Annotated in this window: 20 protein-coding genes; 9 read left to right on the top strand and 11 right to left on the bottom strand. The window is 48.6% G+C overall.

The annotated features are described in order from the left end of the window. The first annotated feature begins 48 nt into the window (after positions 1-48). From H5715_RS17560 to H5715_RS17580, 5 genes are all read left to right on the top strand, one after another. Positions 49-576 carry a MotA/TolQ/ExbB proton channel family protein gene (locus H5715_RS17560; protein WP_075184832.1) on the top strand — a complete coding sequence of 176 codons (528 nt, stop codon included), beginning with the start codon at positions 49-51 and terminating at the stop codon, positions 574-576. A 39-nt stretch (positions 577-615) separates the two neighbouring features. Next, positions 616-1,017 carry an ExbD/TolR family protein gene (locus H5715_RS17565; RefSeq protein WP_075184833.1) on the top strand — a complete coding sequence of 134 codons (402 nt, stop codon included), beginning with the start codon at positions 616-618 and terminating at the stop codon, positions 1,015-1,017. Between the two features lie 8 nt (positions 1,018-1,025). After that, a complete protein-coding gene (locus tag H5715_RS17570) occupies positions 1,026-1,631 on the top strand; it encodes an energy transducer TonB (RefSeq protein ID WP_075184834.1) in 606 nt (201 codons plus the stop codon). 12 nt (positions 1,632-1,643) lie between these two features. Next, on the top strand, positions 1,644-3,008 hold the full coding sequence (locus H5715_RS17575; protein WP_075184835.1) for a tetratricopeptide repeat protein: 1,365 nt from the start codon (positions 1,644-1,646) through the stop codon (positions 3,006-3,008). A 92-nt stretch (positions 3,009-3,100) separates the two neighbouring features. Next, entirely contained in the window at positions 3,101-3,448 is a 348-nt protein-coding gene (locus tag H5715_RS17580) for an HDOD domain-containing protein (protein WP_139309737.1), read from the top strand. A 225-nt stretch (positions 3,449-3,673) separates the two neighbouring features. On the opposite strand, the gene ilvD is transcribed toward H5715_RS17580, so the two are convergent. The 5 genes from ilvD to H5715_RS17605 all read right to left on the bottom strand — a co-directional run bounded on the left by ilvD (position 3,674) and on the right by H5715_RS17605 (position 10,784). Beyond that, complete coding sequence (gene ilvD / locus H5715_RS17585; protein ID WP_075184837.1) at positions 3,674-5,506, bottom strand: dihydroxy-acid dehydratase; 1,833 nt, start codon at positions 5,504-5,506, stop codon at positions 3,674-3,676. A gap of 85 nt (positions 5,507-5,591) precedes the next feature. After that, positions 5,592-7,271 carry a response regulator gene (locus H5715_RS17590; RefSeq protein ID WP_075184838.1) on the bottom strand — a complete coding sequence of 560 codons (1,680 nt, stop codon included), beginning with the start codon at positions 7,269-7,271 and terminating at the stop codon, positions 5,592-5,594. Between the two features lie 155 nt (positions 7,272-7,426). Next, positions 7,427-8,752 carry an amino-acid N-acetyltransferase gene (argA, locus tag H5715_RS17595; RefSeq protein ID WP_075184839.1) on the bottom strand — a complete coding sequence of 442 codons (1,326 nt, stop codon included), beginning with the start codon at positions 8,750-8,752 and terminating at the stop codon, positions 7,427-7,429. A 59-nt stretch (positions 8,753-8,811) separates the two neighbouring features. Then, the gene (argE, locus tag H5715_RS17600) at positions 8,812-9,981 is read right to left on the bottom strand and encodes an acetylornithine deacetylase (RefSeq protein ID WP_075184840.1); all 1,170 of its coding nucleotides are present in this window, start codon (positions 9,979-9,981) and stop codon (positions 8,812-8,814) included. Continuing rightward, a complete protein-coding gene (locus H5715_RS17605) occupies positions 9,978-10,784 on the bottom strand; it encodes a PhzF family phenazine biosynthesis protein (RefSeq protein WP_075184841.1) in 807 nt (268 codons plus the stop codon). Before H5715_RS17605 ends, argE begins: the two co-directional genes overlap by 4 nt. Positions 10,785-10,864: 80 nt before the next feature. On the opposite strand from H5715_RS17605, the gene tfpB reads away from it, so the two are divergent. From tfpB to pflA, 4 genes are all read left to right on the top strand, one after another. Then, positions 10,865-12,640 carry a type IV pilus assembly ATPase TfpB gene (tfpB, locus tag H5715_RS17610; protein ID WP_075184985.1) on the top strand — a complete coding sequence of 592 codons (1,776 nt, stop codon included), beginning with the start codon at positions 10,865-10,867 and terminating at the stop codon, positions 12,638-12,640. A gap of 650 nt (positions 12,641-13,290) precedes the next feature. After that, a complete protein-coding gene (pflB, locus tag H5715_RS17615) occupies positions 13,291-15,579 on the top strand; it encodes a formate C-acetyltransferase (RefSeq protein ID WP_075184842.1) in 2,289 nt (762 codons plus the stop codon). 319 nt (positions 15,580-15,898) lie between these two features. After that, positions 15,899-16,321 carry a hypothetical protein gene (locus H5715_RS17620; RefSeq protein WP_075184843.1) on the top strand — a complete coding sequence of 141 codons (423 nt, stop codon included), beginning with the start codon at positions 15,899-15,901 and terminating at the stop codon, positions 16,319-16,321. A 10-nt stretch (positions 16,322-16,331) separates the two neighbouring features. Continuing rightward, positions 16,332-17,126: a pyruvate formate-lyase-activating protein gene (gene pflA / locus H5715_RS17625; RefSeq protein ID WP_221892314.1), complete on the top strand. Its 795-nt coding sequence runs from the start codon at positions 16,332-16,334 to the stop codon at positions 17,124-17,126. Positions 17,127-17,194: 68 nt separating this feature from the next. Here the strand turns inward: pflA and H5715_RS17630 are convergent, their stop codons facing one another. The 6 genes from H5715_RS17630 to H5715_RS17655 form a co-directional block, all read right to left on the bottom strand. After that, a complete protein-coding gene (locus H5715_RS17630; protein ID WP_075184844.1) occupies positions 17,195-18,499 on the bottom strand; it encodes a hypothetical protein in 1,305 nt (434 codons plus the stop codon). 87 nt (positions 18,500-18,586) lie between these two features. Beyond that, positions 18,587-19,312: a 16S rRNA (uracil(1498)-N(3))-methyltransferase gene (locus H5715_RS17635; protein ID WP_075184845.1), complete on the bottom strand. Its 726-nt coding sequence runs from the start codon at positions 19,310-19,312 to the stop codon at positions 18,587-18,589. Between the two features lie 7 nt (positions 19,313-19,319). Next, positions 19,320-20,168 (bottom strand): methylenetetrahydrofolate reductase [NAD(P)H], encoded by an 849-nt coding sequence (gene metF, locus H5715_RS17640; protein ID WP_075184846.1) that lies wholly within the window; start codon positions 20,166-20,168, stop codon positions 19,320-19,322. A 103-nt stretch (positions 20,169-20,271) separates the two neighbouring features. Next, on the bottom strand, positions 20,272-21,651 hold the full coding sequence (gene ahcY, locus H5715_RS17645) for an adenosylhomocysteinase (protein ID WP_075184847.1): 1,380 nt from the start codon (positions 21,649-21,651) through the stop codon (positions 20,272-20,274). 236 nt (positions 21,652-21,887) lie between these two features. Next, a complete protein-coding gene (gene metK, locus H5715_RS17650) occupies positions 21,888-23,042 on the bottom strand; it encodes a methionine adenosyltransferase (RefSeq protein WP_075184848.1) in 1,155 nt (384 codons plus the stop codon). Then, positions 23,042-24,028: an ArsR/SmtB family transcription factor gene (locus H5715_RS17655; RefSeq protein WP_075184849.1), complete on the bottom strand. Its 987-nt coding sequence runs from the start codon at positions 24,026-24,028 to the stop codon at positions 23,042-23,044. The genes metK and H5715_RS17655 overlap by 1 nt, the downstream gene beginning before the upstream one ends. Positions 24,029-24,251: the final 223 nt, after the last annotated feature.

Consider the following 24,251-nt stretch of genomic DNA (forward strand, 5'->3'; position numbering starts at 1 on the left):
GGCAGCTAGAGTTGCCACCAGTCAACTGATTTACGAGAGGAGATAGACATGCTGGCATTGATGGAAGCACTTGCAGCCATTAAAGCCTTTGTGGCGTCAGGCGGACCAATTCTGTACTGGATCGCCGCATTGGCGTTCGCCATGTGGACTTTAATCTTCGAACGTCTCTGGTTTTACAAAGGATCTTTAGGAAAAGTTAAGGGTCAAACTGTGGATGTATGGGAAGCGCGCCCCGAGCGCAAATCCTGGAATTCGCGCCAGATTCGTACTGCATTGATTTCTCGCGCAGCCGATAAAATAAACCAGAACCTCGATCTGCTTGGCGTTATGGTAACCCTCTGTCCACTGCTTGGGCTGTTGGGTACCGTAACTGGTATGATCGAAGTGTTTAACGTGCTTGCTGTTACCGGTGGTGGTGATGCCAAATCGATGGCAGCAGGTGTGTCCCGTGCGACCATTCCCACAATGGCCGGTATGGTGGCGGCACTATCCGGTGTGTTCGGAACTACCCTGGTAAACCGAATTGCCGAACGCGAAAATCATTTGCTCGAAGACCAACTGACGATGGACCACTAAGGTAACATCACAATATTGGCCTGAATTAAGAGAGAAGCCATGAGCAGGAAAAAGAATGCAGATGAAGAAACAGGGGCAATTGATTTAACGCCCATGCTCGACGTGGTGTTTATCATGTTGATCTTCTTCATCGTTACTGCGTCATTTATCAAAGAACCCGGTATTCAGGTAAATCGCCCAGACGCCACAACCGCCGACTACAAAAAGAATGCCAACATTCTGGTGGCGATTAATGATGACAATGAAATCTGGATCAACAAGAATGAAGTTGATCCGCGTCAGGTGAAAACCCAGATTCAACTGCTGCTAGCGGAAAATCCCAAAGGTGCAGTTGTTATTCAGGCGGATAGCGATTCCAACATCAAGACACTGACCGACGTTGCCCAGAAAGCTCGTGAAGCTGGTGTTGCTGATGTGTCGGTTTCCGCAGAGAACAAGTAGGATTCCAAATGAGCATAGCAAGATTATTATCATCCCTGGCTCCAGCGGCACTTGTCACTCTCGGATTGCTGCTATTGATGCACTTTCTGATTCTCCGCAATATGACAGCGCCGACAGAAACCACGGAATTCAAAATCCCTGAGATTCTTATGCCTGACCGGGAAATTAGTACCGAGTATGATACCCGCAAACCAGACAAGCCCGACGAGCCGGAAGAACCACCACCCGAATTGCCGGAACCAGAGTACGAAACCCCAGATGTGGAAGCTAATATTTCATTCGCACCACAAATTGATACGGGTGTGCAGATTTCTGGTATTGGCGGCTTCTCCAGCGACGGAGATTACTTGCCGATCGTAAAGGTTGCACCAAAGTATCCAGCTCGCGCAGCTAACCGTGGCTTAGAAGGCTACTGTACGGTTGAATATTCAGTAACCGTGACTGGCGAAACCCGCGATGTGACTGTTGTGGATTGTCCGCAGAGTGTGTTTGCCAGCGCCTCTGTAAAAGCTGCCAAAAAGTTTAAGTATAAGCCGAAAGTTATCGATGGTGAGCCAGTTGAAGTTGCTGGTGTACGAAACCGATTTACTTTCGAAATGGCGAAAGAGGATTAATAGGTGAGTAGCATGAAGAACTTAACATTCGCTAAATCAGTGCGCACTATTAATTCACTTGTGTTAGCACTTGTTGCGGTTACCTTTTTCGTTCCGGCTGTCGTTGATAAGGCCTTGGAGGTTGTCGGATACGACAATCTCCTGATGGCTGATGCATTGGCGCAAGGATCGAAAAAAGAGAAACGCAAATTGCCCGGCATGAGCGAGTCCATGTTCAAAAAGTTGGGCAAAGTTACAGAAGCGGCTTCGCCAGAAGAAGGTTCAGGCAAAGAACCGGATTTTGCGCTAGCGATTAAGGAACTGAAAAAGATTGAGAAGGGTTGCGAAAAATGTAACGCCTACGAAGTTGCTCAGGTGTATAACTACTTCGGGTGGGTTTACTACTCGATGGAGGACTACCCTAACTCAATCAAATACTACAATTTAGTGGTTAAGCAGTCTCCGAACATTCCATGGGGTATGGAATTGCAGAGCATTTATACTCTGGCTCAGTTGGAATATACCCAGGAACGTTACGCTAAAGCGATTGCCCATTTGGATAAATGGATGGAGCTTTCCGATACCGTCGGTGCTGATGTTTACAATCTTAAGTCCAGTATTTGTTATCAGATGGAAGACAAAAACTGCGCAATTAAGAACATCAATATCGCGATCAATATGGTCGAGGAAAAAGGAAAAATCGCCAAAGAAGCTTGGTACAGCTTGAAGCGGTCTCTCTACTTAGAGAAGGAAGATTATAAGTCTGCGTTGCCGATTTTAGTGAAGCTTGTTCGTCACTACCCCAAGAAAGCCTATCACCAGCAGCTCGCCAGCGTTTACGGTATGCTGGAGCAGGAGAAGATGCAACTTGCGGCGCTTGACGGCCTATACCTTATGGGTGGTATCGAGAAAGAGCAGAAGCTTCTGAACTTGGCTTATCTGCTGATTCAAGGCGAATACCCTTATCGTGCAGCCAAGATTCTGGAAAAAGGTTTCGCTGATAAAATGCTTAAGCGAAACGAAAGAAATCTGGAAACTCTTGCGAAAGCTTGGGGGCAGGCACAGGAAAAGCGCAAAGCTATACCTATCATGGAAGAAGCAGCTAAATTGTCTGATAACGGCGATCTTTTCGGTACTCTGATGGGCCTTTACCTCGATATAGACGATAGTAAGAAAGCTATCAAAGCGGGTAAAGATGCGCTGAAAAAAGGTAAGTTGAAGCGCGTAGGTGACATTAATCTGAATATTGGTGTTGCCTTACTCGATATTGGTAATTTCGGCGATGCTATCTCTTACTTCAAAGAAGCGAAGAAGGATAAGAGAACCAAGCGCTTTGCTGAAACTTGGTTGAAGTATGCTGAGCGAGAAGAGTATCGTCGGAAGCAGCTCGAGAGCTAGGTAATAATACCGTCTGTAAAAGGGGGAGCTTAACGCTCCCTTTTTTTGTGCCTTGAATAGATGGGCTTCACTATGAGCGATGGCTTCAGGGAGTGCGTGACTCAGATGGCAGTATAATAGCGATTGTAAGAAAAGCTATGCTTGCCTCGGAGCAACTACCTGAGCCACCGGCTATGACTCTCGATACCCGTTCGGCTCTAAACGATAATGATACTGCCAGCGAAAAATTGGCGAGTAGTTACCTGCGTGACCCGGCCTTCGCCGCTTTGCTAGTGGCAATCGTTCCTAGCCCTCTCTATTTACAGTCAACACCAGCAACGATCTTGGCTGCTTTTATTGCACTATTGGGTATGCCGAAGGTGGCTAGCTTAGCGAAAGGCCGCTCCGTAAAAAGCCTATTTATTGTCCGCAGCGCTAAGGTGACCAAGCTTCATCAGTAAATCTGGCAACGAACGTTTAATGATTCAGTCCGGTATGGGGAGCTTTCTGGTGTTGCGCAGGATAAGCGAAGTATGAGTATTGGCGATTTTGAGCGCTTTGAAGGATCAAAAATATTTCCTCGACAGTAGTCCTTTTACCTGTGTTGTCGCGACAATAGTAAGTGGGAAATTGAATCGAGATAAAAAGTACTGGCGTAGTTTGGCGCCAGTACTTTTTATCGCTTATCAAAGCTTGCTAAGATCGCGAACGGCGCCTTTGTCTGCGCTGGTTGCCAGCAAGGCATAGGCTTTTAGTGCTGCTGAAACTTTTCTTGGGCGTTCCTGTACAGGCTTCCAGCCACTAGCTTTTTTTGCTTCTCGGCGTGCCGCCAATTCGCTAGGAGTGAGTTTTACATTGATGCTACGGTTAGGAATGTCGATATGAATGAGGTCGCCATTTTCAACCAATCCAATTGCACCGCCCGCTGCGGCTTCTGGGGAAACGTGACCAATAGAGAGGCCCGATGTGCCGCCAGAAAATCGACCATCGGTTAACAGCGCGCAGGATTTTCCCAAGCCTTTGGATTTCAGGTAGGAGGTCGGATATAGCATTTCCTGCATGCCTGGCCCACCTTTTGGACCTTCATAACGAATTATAACGACTGATCCCGCTTTTACTTTACCATCCAAAATATCTCGTACGGCGTCGTCTTGAGATTCTGTAATATGTGCTGGGCCGTCAAAAACTAGGTTTGAGTCATCTACGCCCGCGGTTTTAACTACACAACCATCTTCTGCGATGTTGCCGTAAAGTATCGCCAGGCCCCCTTCTTTGCTAAAGGCATTTTCATAATCGCGAATACATCCCTGCGCGCGATCGCCATCTAATGTTGGCCAGCGGGTGCTCTGGCTAAAGGCTGTCTGCGTGGGTATGCCTGCTGGTCCGGCGCTATAAAATTGGTTTACCTTTGGATCATTCGTCGATTTGATATCCCACTGTGCAATTGCATCGGAAAGGGTTTTGCTGTGAACGGTAGATACGCGGGTGTCGAGTAATCCAGCCCGGTCAAGTTCACCTAAAATGGCCATAATGCCGCCGGCCCGGTGTACATCTTCAACGTGGTATTTGGGCGTATTGGGCGCAACCTTACAGAGCTGAGGTATAACACGACTTAAACGGTCGATGTCCTGTAAGTTAAAATCAACTTCGGCTTCTTGAGCAAGCGCCAACAGGTGGAGAATGGTGTTGGTAGATCCGCCCATTGCGATATCTAGAGTGATGGCATTTTCAAAACCCGCTTTAGAGCTAATGCTTCGGGGGAGGACAGAGCTGTTGTCGTTCTCGTAATAGTCGCGGGTGATATCCACGATTAGTTGACCTGCACGCTCGAACAAGGCCTTTCGGTCGGAGTGAGTGGCCAGCATAGTACCGTTGCCTGGTAGGCTAAGGCCCAGAACTTCGGTTAAACAGTTCATGGAGTTGGCCGTAAACATCCCAGAGCAGGAGCCGCAGGTGGGGCAGGCACTGCGCTCGTATTCGGCAACCGTTTCATCGTCGGCAGAATCATCGGCGGCAATCACCATGGCATCTACCAAGTCGAGCCCGTGTTCTGAAAGCTTGGTTTTACCCGCTTCCATCGGCCCTCCGGAGACAAATACCGCAGGTATATTTAAGCGCATGGCAGCCATAAGCATACCCGGAGTGATTTTGTCACAGTTAGAAATGCAAACCATGGCATCGGCGCAGTGGGCGTTAACCATATACTCTACAGAGTCGGCGATAATATCGCGGCTGGGGAGGCTGTAGAGCATGCCGTCATGCCCCATAGCAATACCGTCGTCTACGGCAATAGTATTGAATTCTTTGGCAACGCCACCGGCTTTTTCAATTTCTCGGGCCACCAATTGGCCGAGATCTTTGAGGTGAACGTGGCCTGGCACAAATTGCGTAAAGGAGTTAACGACAGCAATAATCGGCTTTTGAAAGTCGTCATCTTTCATTCCTGTCGCGCGCCAAAGAGCGCGAGCTCCAGCCATATTACGTCCGGCTGTGGTTGTTCTAGAGCGATATTGCGGCATCTGCTTAACCCTCAAAAAAAGCGTGTTGATAAAGTGGTCGAGAAGGATAGCAGAAACACTGTTAAATTTCGTTAGGGAATGGGCCTCAACTCACCGCATTTGGGTAGTGCCTTTTTATCTGTTTAGACAGGAAAGTGAAACGTTTGTACTGTTTGTTGTCTGGCCCTATCTGCCCTACAGCGCGCAGGCACCTGCGGCAGAGACGCTCGTAGCGCTCATTAAATCCATTTGCGTCTGTGTCGGCAATAATCGCTTGAATCAGATTAAGGTTGAGGCCTGAATGGCGAGGGTAGGTGGCGAGGGCTTCGATAAACACATCGATAGATGTATCGAAAGATTTATTTTCGTAGGAGGAAATACCCTCTTTGGTCAGTTTTGCGGCGATTACCTTGCCTGCTTCACTGAATGGTTCTGAGCTTATGCCATCGATAAGCTGCATAACATCGGGATCATTTGTGTGGCGGGCTGCCAGCTGTGCGAGAATTTCCGATGCATCTCCTTCCTGGTTCATGGATTGTAGTGTTCGAGCATATTCAAGGCTGGTTTCAATGGGTGGTGCAGCCAAATTTTGGTACATGTTTTTGGCTTTGTCCGCAGAGAGTTTGGCTTTTACTTCGTCGCCCAAGCCAATAAGCACCTGTGTTTCCACCATTTGTGCTTGCGTCACAACTTCGGGGCGATCTGAATAGCGCTTGCGAGCCCGATCCAGAAAGCTGTTGGCTTGGCGCCCGAGCATTTTTGCATCGGTTGAGTCATCGCCTTTAATCACTTCAGACGCTTTGCGTGCATAATTAAAGTAGTCCTGTTCCGATTCATGACAGGAATTGAGCCCCCATTTGATCGCATATTGATGGGATTTTAAGGCGGTGTCATCGTCTTGGTTGTATTCGGCCAGCGTCGCAAGCCTTCGATGTCGTAATACAGCTTTAGGAGATATGCGTGTTCCGTTTTCAGTTGCGTGCTGTGCGGCGGCCATATCTTTTCTTTTGACGTGGACTTCTGCCAGTACGTCGTGGGCTTCGATATAGCGGTCGTCTTCGGCGATAATGGATTTGAGTACATCCTCTGCAGATTCTAGGTTGCCTAGTTCCAACTGTGTTTTCGCCAGGCCCAATTTAGCCCACACCATGGGCTTTTTAGACAGCACACTTTCGTACATCTGCTTGGCTTCTTTCAATTGCTTGAGTAGGAAGTGCAGCTGGCCCTTCATCTTTAAGCAATCTGCAGCATAGCGACTGCCTTGGCCAATAAGTTCGTTACAGCTATTCAACGCTTGTTGGTACTCGCCGTCGGAGATGTTCCTTTTTATATGGATAAGCGCCTCGTGGCGAATGATGGCTTTATTGAGCCTTACCTTTAATGACTGTTGGGTGTAGGGCTTGGTAATGTAATCGTCGGGCTGGCATTCCAGGGCGCCGAGTACCATTTCCCGAGAAGATTCACCGGTGATCATGACAAATAAACTGGTCATAAGCAGTACACGCAGAAAGCGTACTTCTTCAAGAATTTGCTGCCCGTCTTTGCCCGCGCCTAAATTGTAATCACACAGCACAATATCGTATTTTCGTTTGCCGCAGGCCTTAATGGCCTCTTCGCCATTAGCGGCTGTATCGACACTATGAACGCCAAAGTTTTTGAGCGTGCGTGTCAGAGATCCCCGAATTTCTGGGAAGTCGTCAATTACCAGGCATTTTTTATTGCTGTAGATCTTAACTATATCGATCTGCCGTATGTCTTGTAAGCTGGTATTAAGCAGTGGGTTCATTCTCTATTGCCTGGCAAACGTAATATGTAGATAAAACTTTTTTTACTTTTGTTTTCGTCGGGTGAATGTATGAAGTCTAGGCAATAAATGAAGGGTCTGCTGGATTAGGGCAGATAGAGGGAGGTAAATGTGAGCTTACCCAGTAGCTCAATAGGCTACTGGGTAACATCTTTTAATAATATTTTCGATTTTCTTTGATAGTTATACAGCGCTTGTCTTTCGCCGGGCAGCTGTTCGAGGCTTGTTTCGGCAAATCCCTGTTCGATAAACCAATGTGCGGTCTGTGTAGTTAGAGCAAATAGTTTAGTCATTTTCAACTTATGGGCTTGTCTTTCAATGTGGGTCAGCAGTTTCGCTGCACGTCCACCACTCTGATAGTCGTGGTGTATCGCCACACAGGCCAACTCACCCGCTTGAGCTGTTTCGATTGGGTAGAGAGCGGCACAGCCAACAATCAGATTGTCCTTTTCCATGACCGTAAAAAAACCAATCTCGGTTTCCAGAAGATCGCGTGAACGCTTAACCAGAATGCCCTTGTTCTCTAGCGGCTCTATCAAATTGAGAATGCCAACGACATCTTCTATGCGCGCGCGTCGAATGGTTTCGTAGCTATCACGGTACACCATGGTGCCCGAGCCATCGCGGGTATAGAGTTCCTTTAACAGTGCGCCATCTTCCGCGGCTGATACCACATGGGCGCGGGATACGCCGCCATCACAGGCTTGGTAGCAGGCGCGCAGGGAAAAATAGGTGTTACTCAGGTTATGCTGTTGTTGTTCTACCAAAAAACGTTCGCATTGCAGTAGGGTCAGTTCTCGAAATTGCCGTTTGTTTTTGTCGATGATAGGGCCATCGTCGTTATAGGCAATCAGCTTGTCGGCCCGTATAGCGGTGGCAATATGGATAGCAACATCGGCGAAGCTTAAGTTGAAAGCTTCCCCTGTGAACGAATAGCCGAGAGGCGATACCAGCGTAAGGCTGTTATCGTTTAATAGTTTGGTAATCGCTTCGGCATCGACGCTTCTTACTTTACCGGTTAAATGGAAGTCCACCCCATCGATAACACCCTGTGGCATTGCGGTGACAAAATTGCCGCTGCGCACGCGAATTTTGGCCCCGTACATGGGGGATTCTGGTAAACCACAGGAGAAGGCTGCCTCGATTGCAAAGCGGGTTTCGCCGGTGGCTTTCATGACATCAACCAAGTGTTCGCGCTCGGTAATGCGAACGCCCTTGTAGAACTGGGATGTCACGCCGGAAGCAAGAAGTTGCCGCTCTATTTGAGGTCGGGCTCCATGCACAACCACCAGTTTGACGCCTAAGCTGTTTAGCAGGGCTAAATCGTTAATAATATTGGGAAAACTGTCCTGCGCAATACAGTCTCCCGGCAGCATTACGACAAAGGTTTTGCCTCTGTGGCTGTTGATGTAAGGCGATGTCTGGCGGAACCATTGAATGTATTGATCGGCTTGTTCAGTCACGGTTTTTTCTTATGTCGTATTAATGAGTTTGGCAAGTATAAGGTAATTGTTTTTCGGCGTCAGACCTTTGCTGAGTGAGGCGTTAAACACAGTTGCGTAATCAGTTCGCGTATACAGTTTACCGCCGGAGTTACCTGGCTTTGTTCCATGTACTCGTTGGGTTGGTGTGCCTGATCAATTGAGCCTGGCCCCATCACTAGTGTTTGCATACCGAGTTTCTTCAAATAGGGTGCTTCGGTTGCAAAGGCCACTGAGCCGGCGCTGTGGCCGCTCAGCTTTTCTGCCAGTGTTACCAGTTCGCTGTCAGCTTGCTGTTCGTAGGCGTCGATGCCGGGAACCAGGCAATCTAGAGTCAACGGTGTATGGAATGCCTCTCCGATGGGGCGAAGTCGCTGCTCCAGTGTGTTGCGAAGCTCTTGCGGGTTCATACCCGGTAACGGACGTAGGTCGAAGTGAATTTCGCAGTGCCCACAAATGCGGTTGGGGTTGTCGCCACCGTGTATATGCCCCAGGTTTAGGGTGGGAAAATCCACCGCAAATCCGGGGTGGCGATAATTTTCTTTTAGCTGGTTTTGGAAGTTCAGCAGCTCGCTCATCACCGCATGCATGGTTTCCAGGGCGTTGTGCCCCAAGCTAGGATCGGATGAGTGACCGGCAAGCCCCTGAATTCGAACCGCTTCCATCATAATACCCTTGTGCATACGAATAGGCCTCATACCGGTTGGCTCACCGATAACGGCATAACGGGCCTTTGGGCGGCCGGCGAGGGCCAGTGCGCGGGCACCATTCATGGAGGACTCTTCGTCAGAAGTGGCCAGTATGATCAGGGGTTGCTGAAGCCTATTTAAACTGCCCTTAAGGGCATCCAGTGCAGCGAGCACGACGGGGAAGAAGCCCTTCATATCGGTTGCCCCCAAACCGTAGAAACGGTTGTCTCGCTCTTCCAGGGTGAAAGGGTCCTGTTGCCAGCGTTCGGGGTTGCAGGGCACCGTGTCTGTATGGCCTGCGAGTACCAGGCCGCCGGAGCCTGAGCCCAGCGTCGCGATCAGATTGGCCTTGCCATCCGCAACCTCCATCAACTCAATATCGAAACCCAGGGGGCTGAGCCAGTTGGCGAGTAGCTCAACCACGGGGCGATTGCTCATGTCGAGTTTTGGCGAGGTACAGCTTACCGAGGGCAAGGCTATCAGCTGGCCGAGTCGATGGCTAAAAAGCTGAGTGTCTATCATAAATAAAAGGTGCCTTTGATCACGGTAACCGCTTCGCCTGCAATTTTTATCCGGTCGTTCACCCGTGTGAGTTTTAGTTCGCCACCCCTGCTTGAGAGTTGACGGGCGTTGAATGTCTGTTTGTTTAGCGTGTCCGCGTAGTATGGCACAAGTGATGTGTAGGCAGAGCCGGTTACAGGATCTTCGTCAATACCTGCTGCTGGAGCAAAAAATCGGCAGACAAAATCTACATCTTTGTGATCCCCTGTTCCAGGTGCTGTGCAGCAGATTCCAAATTGTGGAAATTTCTTGAGCAGGCTTGAATCCGGCTGCAATTCGAGTATCTGAGCACTGCTTTCGTACACGAGCTGCAGACGCTTGTCGTTGGCCATTGCCTTGGCAGGCAATGAGCCTAAGGCTTTTTCAAGCTGGGGGTCAATGGCGATAGGGTCAAGCAATTGAGCTGGGAAGTCGAGCTGGAGCTGCTGCTCTCTGTTAATCTCACAGCTGAGAATGCCACTCATGGAGTGGAAGTTAATCTGTTTATGGCTGAAGCCCAGATATTTAAACAAAACATGAGCCGATGCGAGTGTGGCGTGACCGCAGAGTTCGATCTCAACGGTGGGGGTAAACCACCGTATAGCGTAGTTAGCACCCTTTTCGTCAGTTGGGCCAACAAAGGCTGTTTCGGATAAGTTCATCTCGCCTGCAATGGCCTGCATCTGATTTTCGCTAAGCCAGCTGTCTAAAACGAACACCGCTGCCGGGTTTCCGCCAAAAGTATTATTAGTAAATGCATCGATCTGGTAAAAGGTAAACTCCATGGGCTTTGCTCCTGTTGCTATTATTGGATCCGGAAAAACAGCTACAATCGTCTCAAACTAATGATAATACCTGTGTGAACATGAAATCAGATTTTGTTGCCGAACGCTCACTGGATTTACGATCCATTTTACTAAATCTTGCCGATGAGGGAATTGTGCCCAGGGAAGAAGCTAATTTGCTGACGGGGGCCCATCGTACCCGGGAGCAAACCATGATGCCCCCGCTTAGCTATATTGCGTCGGAGGCTTTGGATGATTTGCGTAACCCCGGTAAAAAATTGGATGAAACACACCTAGCCGAGTGGATGGCACAAAAGTGTGGGTTAAGTATGTTCCATATCGATCCGATGAAAGTTCCGGTGGCTGAGGTTTCGGATGTAATGTCCTATCAGTTTGCCAAGCGCCACGGCTTGTTGTGTGTCGGTATTAGCGCCGAGGTGGTTACTATTGCTGTCACTCAGCCGTATTTGACCGATTGGGTGCCCCAGCTGGCGCAAACGGTAAGGCAGCCCATTAAGCGAGTGATTGCTCTACCCTCGGATATCGAACGTTATCGGGTTGAGTTTTACTCTCTGGCGCGTTCTATTTCCGGCGCAGAAGATGGTGGTGGCAACAAGCCCTCCGGTGCAGCCAATTTCGAGCAGCTTTTAGAGTTGGGCAAGCTGAAAGATCCTGAAGCCAACGACCAGCATGTGGTGAATATTGTCGACTGGTTGCTGCAATACGCCTTTGATCAGCGCGCCAGTGATATCCATATTGAACCGCGCAGAGAAGTTTCCCGTATGCGCTTTCGTATCGATGGGGTGTTGCACAGCATCTACGAATTTCCTGCGAACGTCTCTACGGCGATTGTTAGTCGCTTAAAAATTCTCGGTCGCATGAATGTGGCCGAAAAACGCAAACCGCAAGATGGGCGATTAAAAACAAAACGGCCGAACGGTATGGAGGCCGAGCTGCGTTTGTCTACTCTGCCTACGGCTTTTGGCGAAAAGCTGGTGATGCGTATTTTTGATCCCGATGTACTTTTTCGCACCTTCGAAGAGCTGGGATTAATGGGTGAAGATTATAAGCGCTGGCAGGGTATGACCGAACAGCCGCATGGTATTTTGCTGGTGACGGGCCCCACCGGCTCTGGTAAGACCACAACGCTCTATTCTACCTTGCGTCAATTGGCTACTGAGCAGGTTAATGTCTCGACTATTGAAGACCCTATTGAAATGGTGGAAGAGGCGTTCAATCAAACCCAGGTACAGCACAATATCGAGTTCGATTTCGCCTCTGGCATACGCACACTGATGCGGCAAGACCCGGATATTATTATGGTGGGCGAGATCCGGGATAAAGAAACTGCACAAATGGCGGTACAGGCGGCATTAACCGGTCACTTGGTGTTGTCCACATTGCATACTAATGACGCCTCTGCCGCAATTACTCGCCTGTTGGATTTGGGTATTCCCAGTTATTTGTTGAAATCCACCGTATTGGGGGTAATGGCCCAGCGACTGGTACGAACGCTTTGCCCCCATTGCAAGCGCGAAGCGCAAATTAGTAATGCCGATTGGGATATGCTGATTAAGCCCTGGAAAGTGGCCAAGCCCGCTGTAGTCTACGAGCCCGAGGGCTGCCTTGAGTGTCGCAATACGGGTTATTTGGGGCGTCAGGGTATATATGAGATTCTTTCTCTTAGCGAATCCGTACAATCCCATGTAACGGCTGAGTTGGATTTGCAGGCAATGCGCCAGCAGGCAATGCGTGAAGGAATGCGTACCTTGCGGCTCTCTGGAGCACAAAAAATTGCCCAGGGGAAAACCACCTTGGCAGAGGTTCTGAGGGTTGCGCCACCTCCGGAAAAATAACCTGTTGGTCGATTAGAAACCCAAGCTATCTCAGCGTTAATTTGGCGCTGGCCGCCATTAAGGGCACGGTTTTCAATATGTACGTCGTTACTTTCCGCTCAACCGCCAAGCTTGAATTTCCGCTAGTCATAGCTTGCAAAAAAATTGTGTGAGACAGCTATGAAGTATTTCGGTTGTATGGAATTTGTTGCGTATATGAATGGAGGTGAAGATGTGGTGTCATGCTACGGGCCTAACCTTGAATTCATACGCCGCTAGCGAGCAAAAAGTAGAGCAAGAATTGGGCCGTGATTGCTGGTGTCGATGCCCATGTATAGATATTGCGAATGCTGTTGATGTCCGGCATTCACCAAACAAATTGCAATAGTGAGAACCTCCAGGCGTATGATCTATGTCAAACAATGTATGGATTAGGGGCGTACAATGTCCATAACAAGAGTTTAAAACCCCTTGGGTGTTGCATCCGTCGTGCTGTTCTTGAGTCTTCAACTCAATACTTATAACGCCGAACCCCGTGCCAAAAAGAGATCTCCATGATGAGTCATTGTAGGTTGGCGGCGGCAATATCCGTGTTTTTTTAATCGCCTGAATCAGGCAAATAACCATGATCGATAGCGGCCCAAAAGGCGGTGAGATCTAAAGAGGCTTCCATGAACATTAAAGCGGATATACCCAGCAAGGACACAGCCAACTCAATAGATGTGCCGCTGGCGAACCCTTGGGAAAATTTTGCCCCCGGTAACTGGCAGGAAAATGTCGATGTAAGAGATTTTATCCAGCAGAACTATCAGCCCTACCAGGGCGACGACTCCTTTCTTTCTGGCCCAACCTACCGCACAGAACAGCTATGGAAAGAAACGCTCGAATTATTGAAAGCGGAGCAGGAAAAAGGTGGCCCTCTGGATTTTGACGTTGATACACCCGCTTCTGTTACCTCCCATAACGCCGGTTATATCAATATGGCGCTGGAGGTCATTGTTGGCTTGCAAACCGATGCCCCTTTAAAGCGTGCGATTGTCCCCTACGGCGGCATTCGAATGGTACAGACATCCTGCGAAACTTACGGCAAATCCCTCAATCCAGACGTTCTGGAAACGTTCACCAAATACCGTAAAACTCACAACAACGGCGTGTTTGATGCCTACACTCCAGAAATTCTACGCTGCCGTAAGGTGGGCGTGATTACTGGTCTGCCCGATGCATACGGCCGAGGTCGTATTATTGGTGACTACCGTCGTATCGCCCTCTACGGCACAAATTTCCTAGTTGCAGCCAAGAAAGCCGAAAAAGTTGAAACTGAATCCTGGGTCATGAACGCCAAGACTATCCTGTTGCGTGAAGAGCTATCCGAGCAAATGCGCGCGTTGGAAGATATTAAAGTTATGGCCGAAAGCTACGGTTTTGATATCAGCCGTCCGGCGGCAAACGCCCGTGAAGCGGTTCAGTGGGCTTACTTTGGATACCTGGCTGCCGTTAAATCTCAGAATGGCGCTGCCATGAGCTTTGGTCGTACCAGTACTTTCCTTGATATTTACATGCAGCGTGATATCGACGCGGGCCGCATTACTGAAGCCGACGCTCAGGAAATGATTGACGACCTGGTTATCAAGCTGCGTTTGGTTCGCTTCCTGCGTACCCCTGAATATGACGAACTGTTCTCCGGCGACCCCACCTGGGTAACCGAGGCTATCGGTGGTATGGGGCTTGATGGCCGCGCACTTGTAACTAAAAGTTCTTTCCGTGTTCTGCAAACCTTATACAACCTGGGGCCAGCACCAGAGCCTAATCTGACCGTGCTTTGGTCTGAAAGCCTGCCTATAGGCTTTAAAGATTATTGCGCCAAGGTATCGATCGATACTTCGTCCATTCAGTATGAAAACGACGATTTAATGCGAGACAGATTTGGTGATGACTACGGTATTGCCTGCTGTGTATCTGCTATGCCTATTGGTAAGCAAATGCAATTCTTTGGCGCTCGCGCCAATTTGGGTAAAACTCTGCTGTACTCAATTAATGGTGGTGTAGATGAGAAGACCGGTATGCAGGTGGGTCCAAAAGCCGATGTGATGGCTGATGACGTGCTAGATTACGACAAGGTCATGGCCCGCTTCGACGACTATATGAGTTGGCTGGCTAAAACCTATGTGTCTGCTTTGAATATCATTCATTTTATGCACGATAAATATGCATACGAAACACCGTTAATGGCGCTGCATGATCGTGATGTGCATCGTACACTGGCTTGTGGTATTGCTGGGTTGTCTATCGTTGCTGATTCGTTGAGTGCTATCAAGTACGCCAAAGTTAAGCCAATTCTGGGTGACGATGGCTTGGTGAAAGACTACGAAACCGAAGGTGATTTCCCTAAATATGGTAACAACGATGATCGTGTAGACAGCATTGCCTGCGATATCGTTTCTCGTTTTATGGATCATGTTCGCTCCAACGAAACCTACCGCGAGTCAGAGCCTACTCAGTCTGTATTAACGATCACATCCAATGTGGTTTACGGTAAAAAGACCGGTAATACGCCTGATGGACGTCGTGCAGGCGAGCCATTTGCTCCGGGTGCGAACCCTATGCACGGTCGTGACACGAATGGTGCGTTGGCCTCCTTGTTGAGTGTTGCCAAGCTTCCGTATGAAGATTCTGAAGATGGCATCTCCTACACCATGAGCATGGTGCCAAACTCACTGGGCAACGAAGCCAAAGAGAAAGCCAGTAACTTGGTCGGCCTCTTGGATGGTTACTTCGGTGCAAAGGGTCATCATATCAACGTTAATGTGATGAACCGAGAGTTGTTGTTGGATGCCATGGATAACCCTGAAAAGTACCCACAGCTGACGATTCGTGTTTCTGGTTATGCGGTTAACTTTAACAAGTTAACCAAAGAGCAGCAGCAGGATGTTATCGGTCGTACTTTCCACGCTAGCCTGTAAAGCATTAAATGTCGTCGGCCGCTTCGGTGGCCGCTTCTGAACTTTATGGTATTGTAGTAATCCAGAAACAGCAGGAATCCGAAAGGGTTCCTGTTTTTTATGGACTTGATTTGCGTCTTCTTTGTAACGAGAGGGGCACTGAATATCGAATGTATGCCTTTACGGTGTAAAGGCACCGTGGAAGCCACAGGGAAAGTGCACAGTATCCTTTGGCCGTTGAGAGTTGTGGCGCAGCTATGCCCCAAATTTCGCAACCATTTGATCCACTTCGAACAAAAAAACAGCGATTCCGAATACACTCTCCGTTGGAGAATCCCCTATGCCGCATTGTATTTCAGATATAGATAAAAGCTTCCTATCCGCCTTCGAAAACAGCACGCTTGAGGTGACGGCTTTTCATCACCGAGAACATGTCAGGCTGGCCTATATTGAGCTGGTATTGAATGACGTGAATGGTGCACTGCAAAAAATCAGAAATGGTTTGTTGCGTCTTTTGGAGCAAAATGGAATTGATAAATCCCAGTACCACGAAACTCTAACGTTTGCCTGGGTGAGAGCCATTCGTCACTTTATGTCTCTTACGGAGAATACCAAGTCTTCGGAAGATTTTGTTCGTCAGAACAAATGGTTACTGGATAAAGAGGTGATGTTCAACCATTATAGTCGCGCGCTTATATCGCAGGAAAAATCTCGATCAGAGTATGTTCCTCCAGATTTACAGCCGATTCCGGAGCACTGTTAATTTTTTATATATGAACCGATTTCAAGATATTAATTTTGTCGATATTGACCAAGAGCATATGCTCGGTCGTATCCACTCGTTTGAGAACAGCAGCGCGTTAGATGGCCCAGGCCTGCGTGTCGTTGTGTTTATGCAGGGTTGTCAGTTCCGCTGTAAATATTGCCACAACCGGGATAGTTGGGATCTTCGTGCAGGCAGCTTATACAGTGTTGCGGAAGTTGTTGAGCGCGTATTGCCGTTTCGCCCGTTTCTGCAGGCCTCGAATGGTGGTGTGACAGTTTCTGGTGGTGAAGCTTTGCTGCAGCCAGAGTTCGTTACCTTGTTGTTTAAACAGTTAAAAAAGCTAGGTTTTCACACTTGTCTCGATACTAATGGCTATGTCTCCGATCACCTTTATGGTGAAAAGCTGGATGAGCTGCTGTCTTACACGGATTTAATTCTGTTGGATCTCAAGCATATTGATCGGCTTAAACATGAAGCGCTCACTGGAGTGGGGAATGATAAGCCCCGGAATTTTGCTCGTTTTCTCGCCGATATTGAGCACCCCATCTGGATTCGCCATGTGCTCGTGCCAGGCTATACCGATGAGGAAAATGATCTAAGATCGTTGGCGAAATTTCTGTCGCCGATGAAGAATGTGAAGAAAATCGAAATTCTTCCCTATCATCGCTTGGGTAAGCCAAAGTGGGAGGAGATGGGCCTGGAATATCCTCTGGCACATGTAGAGCCCCCCAGCCGAGAGTCGATTAAGGGTATTATTGAAATGTTTAAACAGGATTACGGGCTGAACGTAGTTTCACCCTAATGATTATGTGCGGAAAGCGTGAATAGCCAGCCTTAATCCGCTGGCTATTTTTTTGTTTGTATAAAGGCTTAGTGAGGCCGCCTTTCGAAGTCACGCGGGTTGATGGGCATTCTTTGGCTTACATTGTTTGGCTTTGAAAGCCCTGCTGAGGTTGATGCTATACACCAGTTAGAGCCTGATTGGTTGAGCTGCGGAGCCGCTAGCTCTTGGTAAAACATGGAGAGATCAAGCTCTGGCGTTAATTCGTTTGTGACAAATAGGGCTCGATTTTTCACGTCGGTGTCTCCAATCCAGCCGTACGCGCCCCAACCGATGATGTAGTCATCGCAGTAATACTCGGCGCCGGTTGGTTCGACAAATGCCACCTGATAGTCCAAATCCCAGTAATACTTCATCAGAATAACCTCAAATAACATGGCTAGGTCTTCGAACTGGTTGCTGTAACTATAGGCATCGGCGGCGGCATCCGTTTCGAATTCTTCACCAACTTCCGTAGCAGTCATATATTTTTGTGTAAATGAGGCCGTGGTCCCATGGAACATGACTTTAGCAAGGTCCTCTAATAGGTCAGAGTGTAGTGGGCTGTATTCGCTTAGGCGATCAGATAAGCGCCCATCGACTAAAGACTGTATGGCCTGTAGCACGAGATAGTTGCGGTTGATATTGTCGTAGCTGCTGGGTGGTAAAAAATCGTTTACGTGTGCAAGTTCGTGAATAAGCAGGCGGGCGCTGATCAAGACCGTATCCTGCATAGAGCGAGGCTCTTCGTCGTCAAGTGCACCATAGGAAAAAGCATAATCGCCGTTCTTTAGGTAGCGTCCCCAGGCCCGGAAAGAGAGTGGATCAGAGTAGCTTGAGCGGTAATCTTCTTTCGGGTTGATGGTGATTTTTTCTTCGTTGTTGGTCCACAAATAAAAGGGATCAAGATAAATTGCACCGGTTTCGCTTCGGTAGTGTGCCGGGCGGATGTCATCGTCGATAACTATGGCGGTGAGGCCCTTAAATAGTTGCAGCATACTGGGTGGGTATTCGGCTAGCAGAGCCTCAAAACGTGTGCCCATCCAATCATGGGAGACCAGAACACGCGTCATAATATCGTTTATGCTTGGGTTTTCGGCTTCCATACCGAGAAGAGGCAGGGTGCTTAGCGTACACAGCTCCGCAGTTGTGTCGGCGAGAGCACAACCTTTGATAACGTCGCTATAGGTGGATTCGAGCACCGGGCGAATATCTTCCAGGCTGTCGTCGGGGGCAGGAGTTGTGTTGGCCCCGTTCCCACCATCGTCTCTAGCTGCACTCCCACCACCGCCACAGGCGAACAGTAAGGTAAAATTCAGCAGTAACAATAATTTTAGAGCAATCTTAAACTTCATTATTCTTCCTTGTTGCGACAATGCATTAGTGAGGAAAGATTATGGCAAGTCTAGTCATTGAGAAAAGTAAAATGGCGTAAAATTTTGTTATATATCACCCCAGAGGGTTTGGAATATAGCCAGAGTTGCGATAGGGGCTGTTTCTGTACGCAATACCCTTGGGCCTAGTGCTAATGATGTGAAGCCACGGGCCTCCGCCTGCAATATCTCATCGCTATTCAATCCTCCTTCTGGGCCAATTAGAAGTGATACCGAGCTAGGCTTGTTTAATTCAGCGAGCCTAGTTTCTGAGCGGTGGTGAAGAATAAATTTATAGTCGGTATCACAGTTGTCGAGGTAATGCTGTAAAGGTGTTGCTGGTAGGAGGTCGGGCAGCGTGTTGCGCTGGCACTGCTCACAGGCGCCAATAAGAATTTTTTCCCATTGTTGTTGGCGCTTCAGTAAACGTTCGTTGTTTAATCTTACTTCAGTACGTTCGGTAAAAAGCGGCACAATACGGGTTACCCCCAGTTCCGTGGCTTTTTGCAATACCCAGTCGAAACGGTCTCCACGGGAAATACCGATGGCCAATTCGGTCATAAGGGGAGACTCTCTATTGAATGGTATTTCCTCTCCTACGGAAACGACCGCAATTTTTTTCCCAGATTGTTCAATAACCGCGGGAAATTCAATGCCGGAATTATTAAATAGAATCAGCTCCCGTCCAGCCTGCATGCGCAACACTTTTAACAGATGATGGGAAGCACCTTCTTCCAGTTCGAGCAGGGAAGAAGGCGTGATGGCTTGTGGTGTGTAGATGCGAGGGATACGCACAGTGTATTTATTCGCTCAAGCCGAGGTTTAAGACAATTGAACGCGTAGGTTCTATTTGATTCATGGTGTAAAAATGTAAGCCGGGCGCTCCGTTTTCCAATAGTGTTTCACACAGTTCGGTAACTAGATCGGTAGCAAATGAGGTTAGGCTTTCGTTATTGCCGCTAAAGTCGTCCAAACGTTTGCGAATCCAGCGCGGAATTTCGGCACCGCAGGCATCGCTAAAGCGAGCGAGGTTTTGATAGTTGGTAATGGGCATAATGCCGGGAATTATCGGTGCATCAATCCCTTCTTTTCCGCATTCTTCCAGAAAATAAAAGTACGCGTCGGGATTGTAAAAGTACTGGGTAATGGCGCTGTTTGCACCCGCATCGAATTTTCCTTTCAAGTAGCGGACATCTTCTCTGTAGCTTCTGGCTTCGGGGTGAATTTCAGGATAGGCAGCCACCGAAAGATGAAAATGGTTACCAAATTTTTCGCGGATAAATGCGACTAATTCATTGGCATACACCATTTGCATGGCGGCTCCCATACCCGAGGGCATGTCACCACGCAGGGCGACAATTCGATCGACTCCAATGCTTTTATAGCCGTCGACCATTTCATACATGGTTTCTTCGTGGTCACCACCAAAAGATAGGTGCGGCGCAGCGGGCAAGCCCTCCTCGCGCATGGCTTTAATCACGCCTTTGGTGTTGTCTCGGGTAGAGCCGCCGGCGCCGTAGGTGACCGAAAAGAAATCGGGGTTCAGTTTGTTGAGCTGGGTGCGAACCGCTTTAAGCTTTTCCTGGCCTTGCTCCGTTTTGGGTGGGAAAAACTCGAAGCTTAGGTTGATATCTTTATCTTCGTTACTCATGGCAATATTCCGTGTGCTTGTGTTGAGGCTGAGCCTTGCTCAGCCCAACCTTGGCCTTGATGTCGACATATCGGTTGGGCGAAGAAAATCTATCTCAACACCATTAATATTTATAAAATTCCGGCTTATAAGGCCCATTAACATCGACGTTAATGTATTTAGCTTGTTCTTCTGTCAGTTGTGTCATTACGCCGCAGAAGCCTTCGACCATCGCTTTGGCGACTTCTTCGTCGAGTTTTTTAGGCAGGACTTTTACGTAAAGTTGTTGGGATTTTTCGTGGGAGGGGAAGTCGGCAAATTTGTTCTCATACAAATAGATTTGCGCAAGTACCTGGTTGGCGAAGGAACCATCCATAATGCGTGAGGGATGGCCTGTAGCGTTTCCTAGGTTTACGAGACGGCCTTCGGATAACAAAATGAGATGGTCGTTCGTTGGTTTGTTGCGATATATCTTATGCACCTGGGGTTTGATTTCATCCCACTCCCAGTTTTTACGCATAAATGCAGTATCAATTTCATTATCGAAGTGACCGATATTGCATACTACGGCACCATTTTTTAGCGTTTGCAGCATTGCTGCATCACATACATTGGTGTTGCCCGTGGTGGTGACAATTAAATCCGTTTTGGTTAACAGGTCGAGATTAATATCCCCGGCTTTGCCGGTGTTAATCCCATTGTTGTAGGGCGAAACCACTTCAAAACCATCCATGCAGGCCTGCATGGCGCAGATCGGGTCGATCTCGGATATTTTAACGATCATTCCTTCCTGGCGAAGTGAGGCTGCGGAGCCTTTACCCACATCACCGTAACCGATCACAAGCGCCTTTTTCCCGGCGAGAAGGTGGTCCGTACCGCGTTTAATAGCGTCGTTCAAGCTGTGGCGACAGCCGTACTTGTTGTCATTCTTAGATTTAGTGACGGCATCGTTGACGTTAATGGCGGGAACTTTTAGTGAGCCCTCTTCCAGCATTTCCATTAAGCGGTGAACACCGGTGGTAGTTTCTTCCGAGATGCCGTGTATGTTGTCGAGCATTTCGTGGAATTTATCGTGTACAACAAGGGTTAAATCGCCGCCATCATCGAGAATCATATTGGCATCCCAGGGTTTGCCGCCTTCAAGAATGGTTTGTTCTATACACCACCAGAACTCTTCTTCAGTTTCACCCTTCCAGGCAAATACGGGAACGCCAGCTGCAGCAATAGCGGCGGCGGCGTGATCTTGAGTGGAGAAGATATTACACGAACTCCAGCGTACTTCGGCACCTAGTTCGATCAGGGTTTCGATCAGGACGGCGGTTTGGATTGTCATATGGATACAACCCATAATTTTTGCGCCCGCGAGCGGCTGTTCGGCCTTGTAGCGTTTGCGCAGGGCCATCAGCGCGGGCATTTCGCCTTCGGCAATATCAATTTCTTTTCGGCCCCATTCGGCCAGGGAGATATCGGCGACTTTATAGTCGGTGAATGCTGATGTGCTCATGGTGTTCTCCGTTTTATCGCCGAGCTTTGGCTCGGCCTATTAAATTTTGTGATTCATTTTTGGCACTAATTTTTTGCGATTTGAATCGCCCGGTAGGGCGATTCAAATACCGATTAGCTCTCTTAGTGTCTTGCCGACCGCAATATGTGCTCGGTCGGAGGGGAGCCAAAGGCCTGCAGCAAGCGATACATCTAAAAATTACGCGCTGAGCTTGCGGGCACCAATCCCAGTAAAACTTAAAGCGCTGCTTTCAATTCTTCAGTCTTGTCCGTCTTCTCCCAAGTAAAGTCTGGCAGCTCGCGTCCAAAGTGACCATAAGCCGCCGTCTGCTGGTAAATCGGGCGTAGTAAATTCAACATCTCTATCAAACCCCGTGGGCGCAAATCAAAATGCTCATTTATTAGAGCTTCTATTTTTTCGTCAGCAATTTTCCCGGTACCGAAGGTATTAACAGAAATAGACGTTGGTTTAGCTACACCAATAGCGTAGCTGATTTGAATTTCGCAGCGATCCGCAAGGCCAGCAGCGACAATGTTTTTAGCTACGTAACGACCGGCGTAAGCGGCAGATCTGTCAACCTTGGACGGATCCTTGCCAGAAAATGCGCCGCCGCCGTGACGAGCCATGCCACCGTAGGTATCGACAATAATTTTTCGGCCGGTTAAGCCGCAGTCGCCTACCGGGCCTCCGATAATAAACTGACCGGTGGGGTTGATATGGTACTTGGTATCGCTGTGCAGCCACTCTGCGGGAAGGACAGGCTTGATGATGTCTTCCATTACCGCTTCGTGAATATCTTTTTGGGCGACGTCGGGTGAATGTTGGGTAGAAAGAACGACCGCATCAACGGCAACGGGTAGACCGTTCTCGTAGCGCAAAGTCACCTGGCTTTTTGCATCGGGCCTCGACCAGCTATGCGTGCCATTTTTACGCATCTCGGCCTGCTTTTCTACAAGGCGGTGTGAGTAGTAAATGGGGGCTGGCATTAATACAGCGGTTTCGTTAGTGGCGTAGCCGAACATCAAGCCTTGGTCACCGGCGCCCATATCTTTGTCTGTGGTTTCATCAACACCCATGGCAATATCGGAAGACTGTTTGCCAATAGCGTTAATCACCGCGCAGGAGGCGCCGTCAAAGCCGACGTCACTGGAGTTGTATCCAATACCGGTAATCACGTCGCGAATTAAATCTTCGAGATCGACATAAGTGGAGGTGCGCACTTCACCAGCGACAATCGCCATCCCTGTTTTGACCATGGTTTCTACGGCAACGCGGGAGTTGGGGTCGTCTTTGATAATGGCATCCAAAATGGCGTCAGAAATCTGATCTGCCATTTTGTCTGGGTGGCCCTCGGAAACCGACTCCGAGGTAAACAGAGAGTAATGAGCCATTAGGCTTGCTCCTTTATAAATTGTCGTAATTGAATTTGAAAACCATTGCGCAGAGCGAAGTAAACACTGTGCCCTTCGCGAAAACCGCTGTCTCTTGCCCAGCGTCCAAGATCTTGAGGATTGAAGCCTAGCCAGATATCACCACAAGCATCGCGCGCCCAATCCTGATCGTGGTTGCAGAGATCGCAAACCAGCAAAACAGCTGAGGGTTTCAGCGCGGCACTAACATCAGAAAAGATTTGTGCGGGGGAGGGGGTATGGTGCAGCACCATGTTTATCACGGCGCAATCGAAAACAGGGCCAATAGTTTTACAGTAGCGAGTATCGTTATGCACATAACTGATGTTGTCAAAGTTTTGGGATAGCGCGTATTCCCTGGCGGCATTGAGCATTACCTCTGAGTTGTCGAGCGCAGAGACCTGCCCAAACCTTTTCGCAAGTTCGGGCAGAAAAATACCCTCGCCGGGGCCGACCTCCAACGCCTGCTGACTTGCGGGAATCGAGCTCGATGCGAGTAGCTCCGCTACCTGATCGCCGTATACTCCGTAGGCTGCAATCAGATCCTGCTTTTCTTTAAATTCGCTAATATGTTCCGCAAAAAAGACCTCTGAGGCTTTCGCTCGTTGCTGATGGATATGTTCAATGCGCTCCTGCAAGTCTTTGCGTGGCGTTATTTGGTCTATAGTTTCGTGCAGAGCGTTTTGTAATTGTGCCGTCGGTTCGTGCTTGTCGCCATGATTTCGCAGGTAAAAAATGGAGTTGCCTTCGCGCCGAGTGGTGACCAGTCTGGCTTTGGCCAGTACTTTTAGGTGGTGACTCATGCTCGACTGCTTTATTTCGAACAGGAGGCAAAGCTCTGTCACACCGTACGAATCCGTTGCCAGCGCGCGCAGAATCTCCAGGCGCAGGGGGTCACCCGCCGCTTTAAGCAGAGGTGAAAGCGTGTTGGCATCAAGTGGTGTCGGTGGTTGGACAAGGGCATTCATGGGTTGGAGTCTAGCAGGCTGAAAAATCTATATCAAAATATTTTGATATAGATTTTGAGTTTCATGGGGCGTGAAGCAGAATTCGGATCGCTGAGTAAATAAATATCGATGAAATTTGAGCTAAATGTCATTGTGACTATAAGATTCCGGTTTACCTGTGCTTCCAAGTAGGGGAGAATACGCGCTCTAAAAATCCGTCTTATCCCGGCCGGTATCAGTAGTT

This window comes from Teredinibacter haidensis (genome assembly GCF_014211975.1).
Classification (GTDB): Bacteria; Pseudomonadota; Gammaproteobacteria; order Pseudomonadales; family Cellvibrionaceae; genus Teredinibacter; species Teredinibacter haidensis.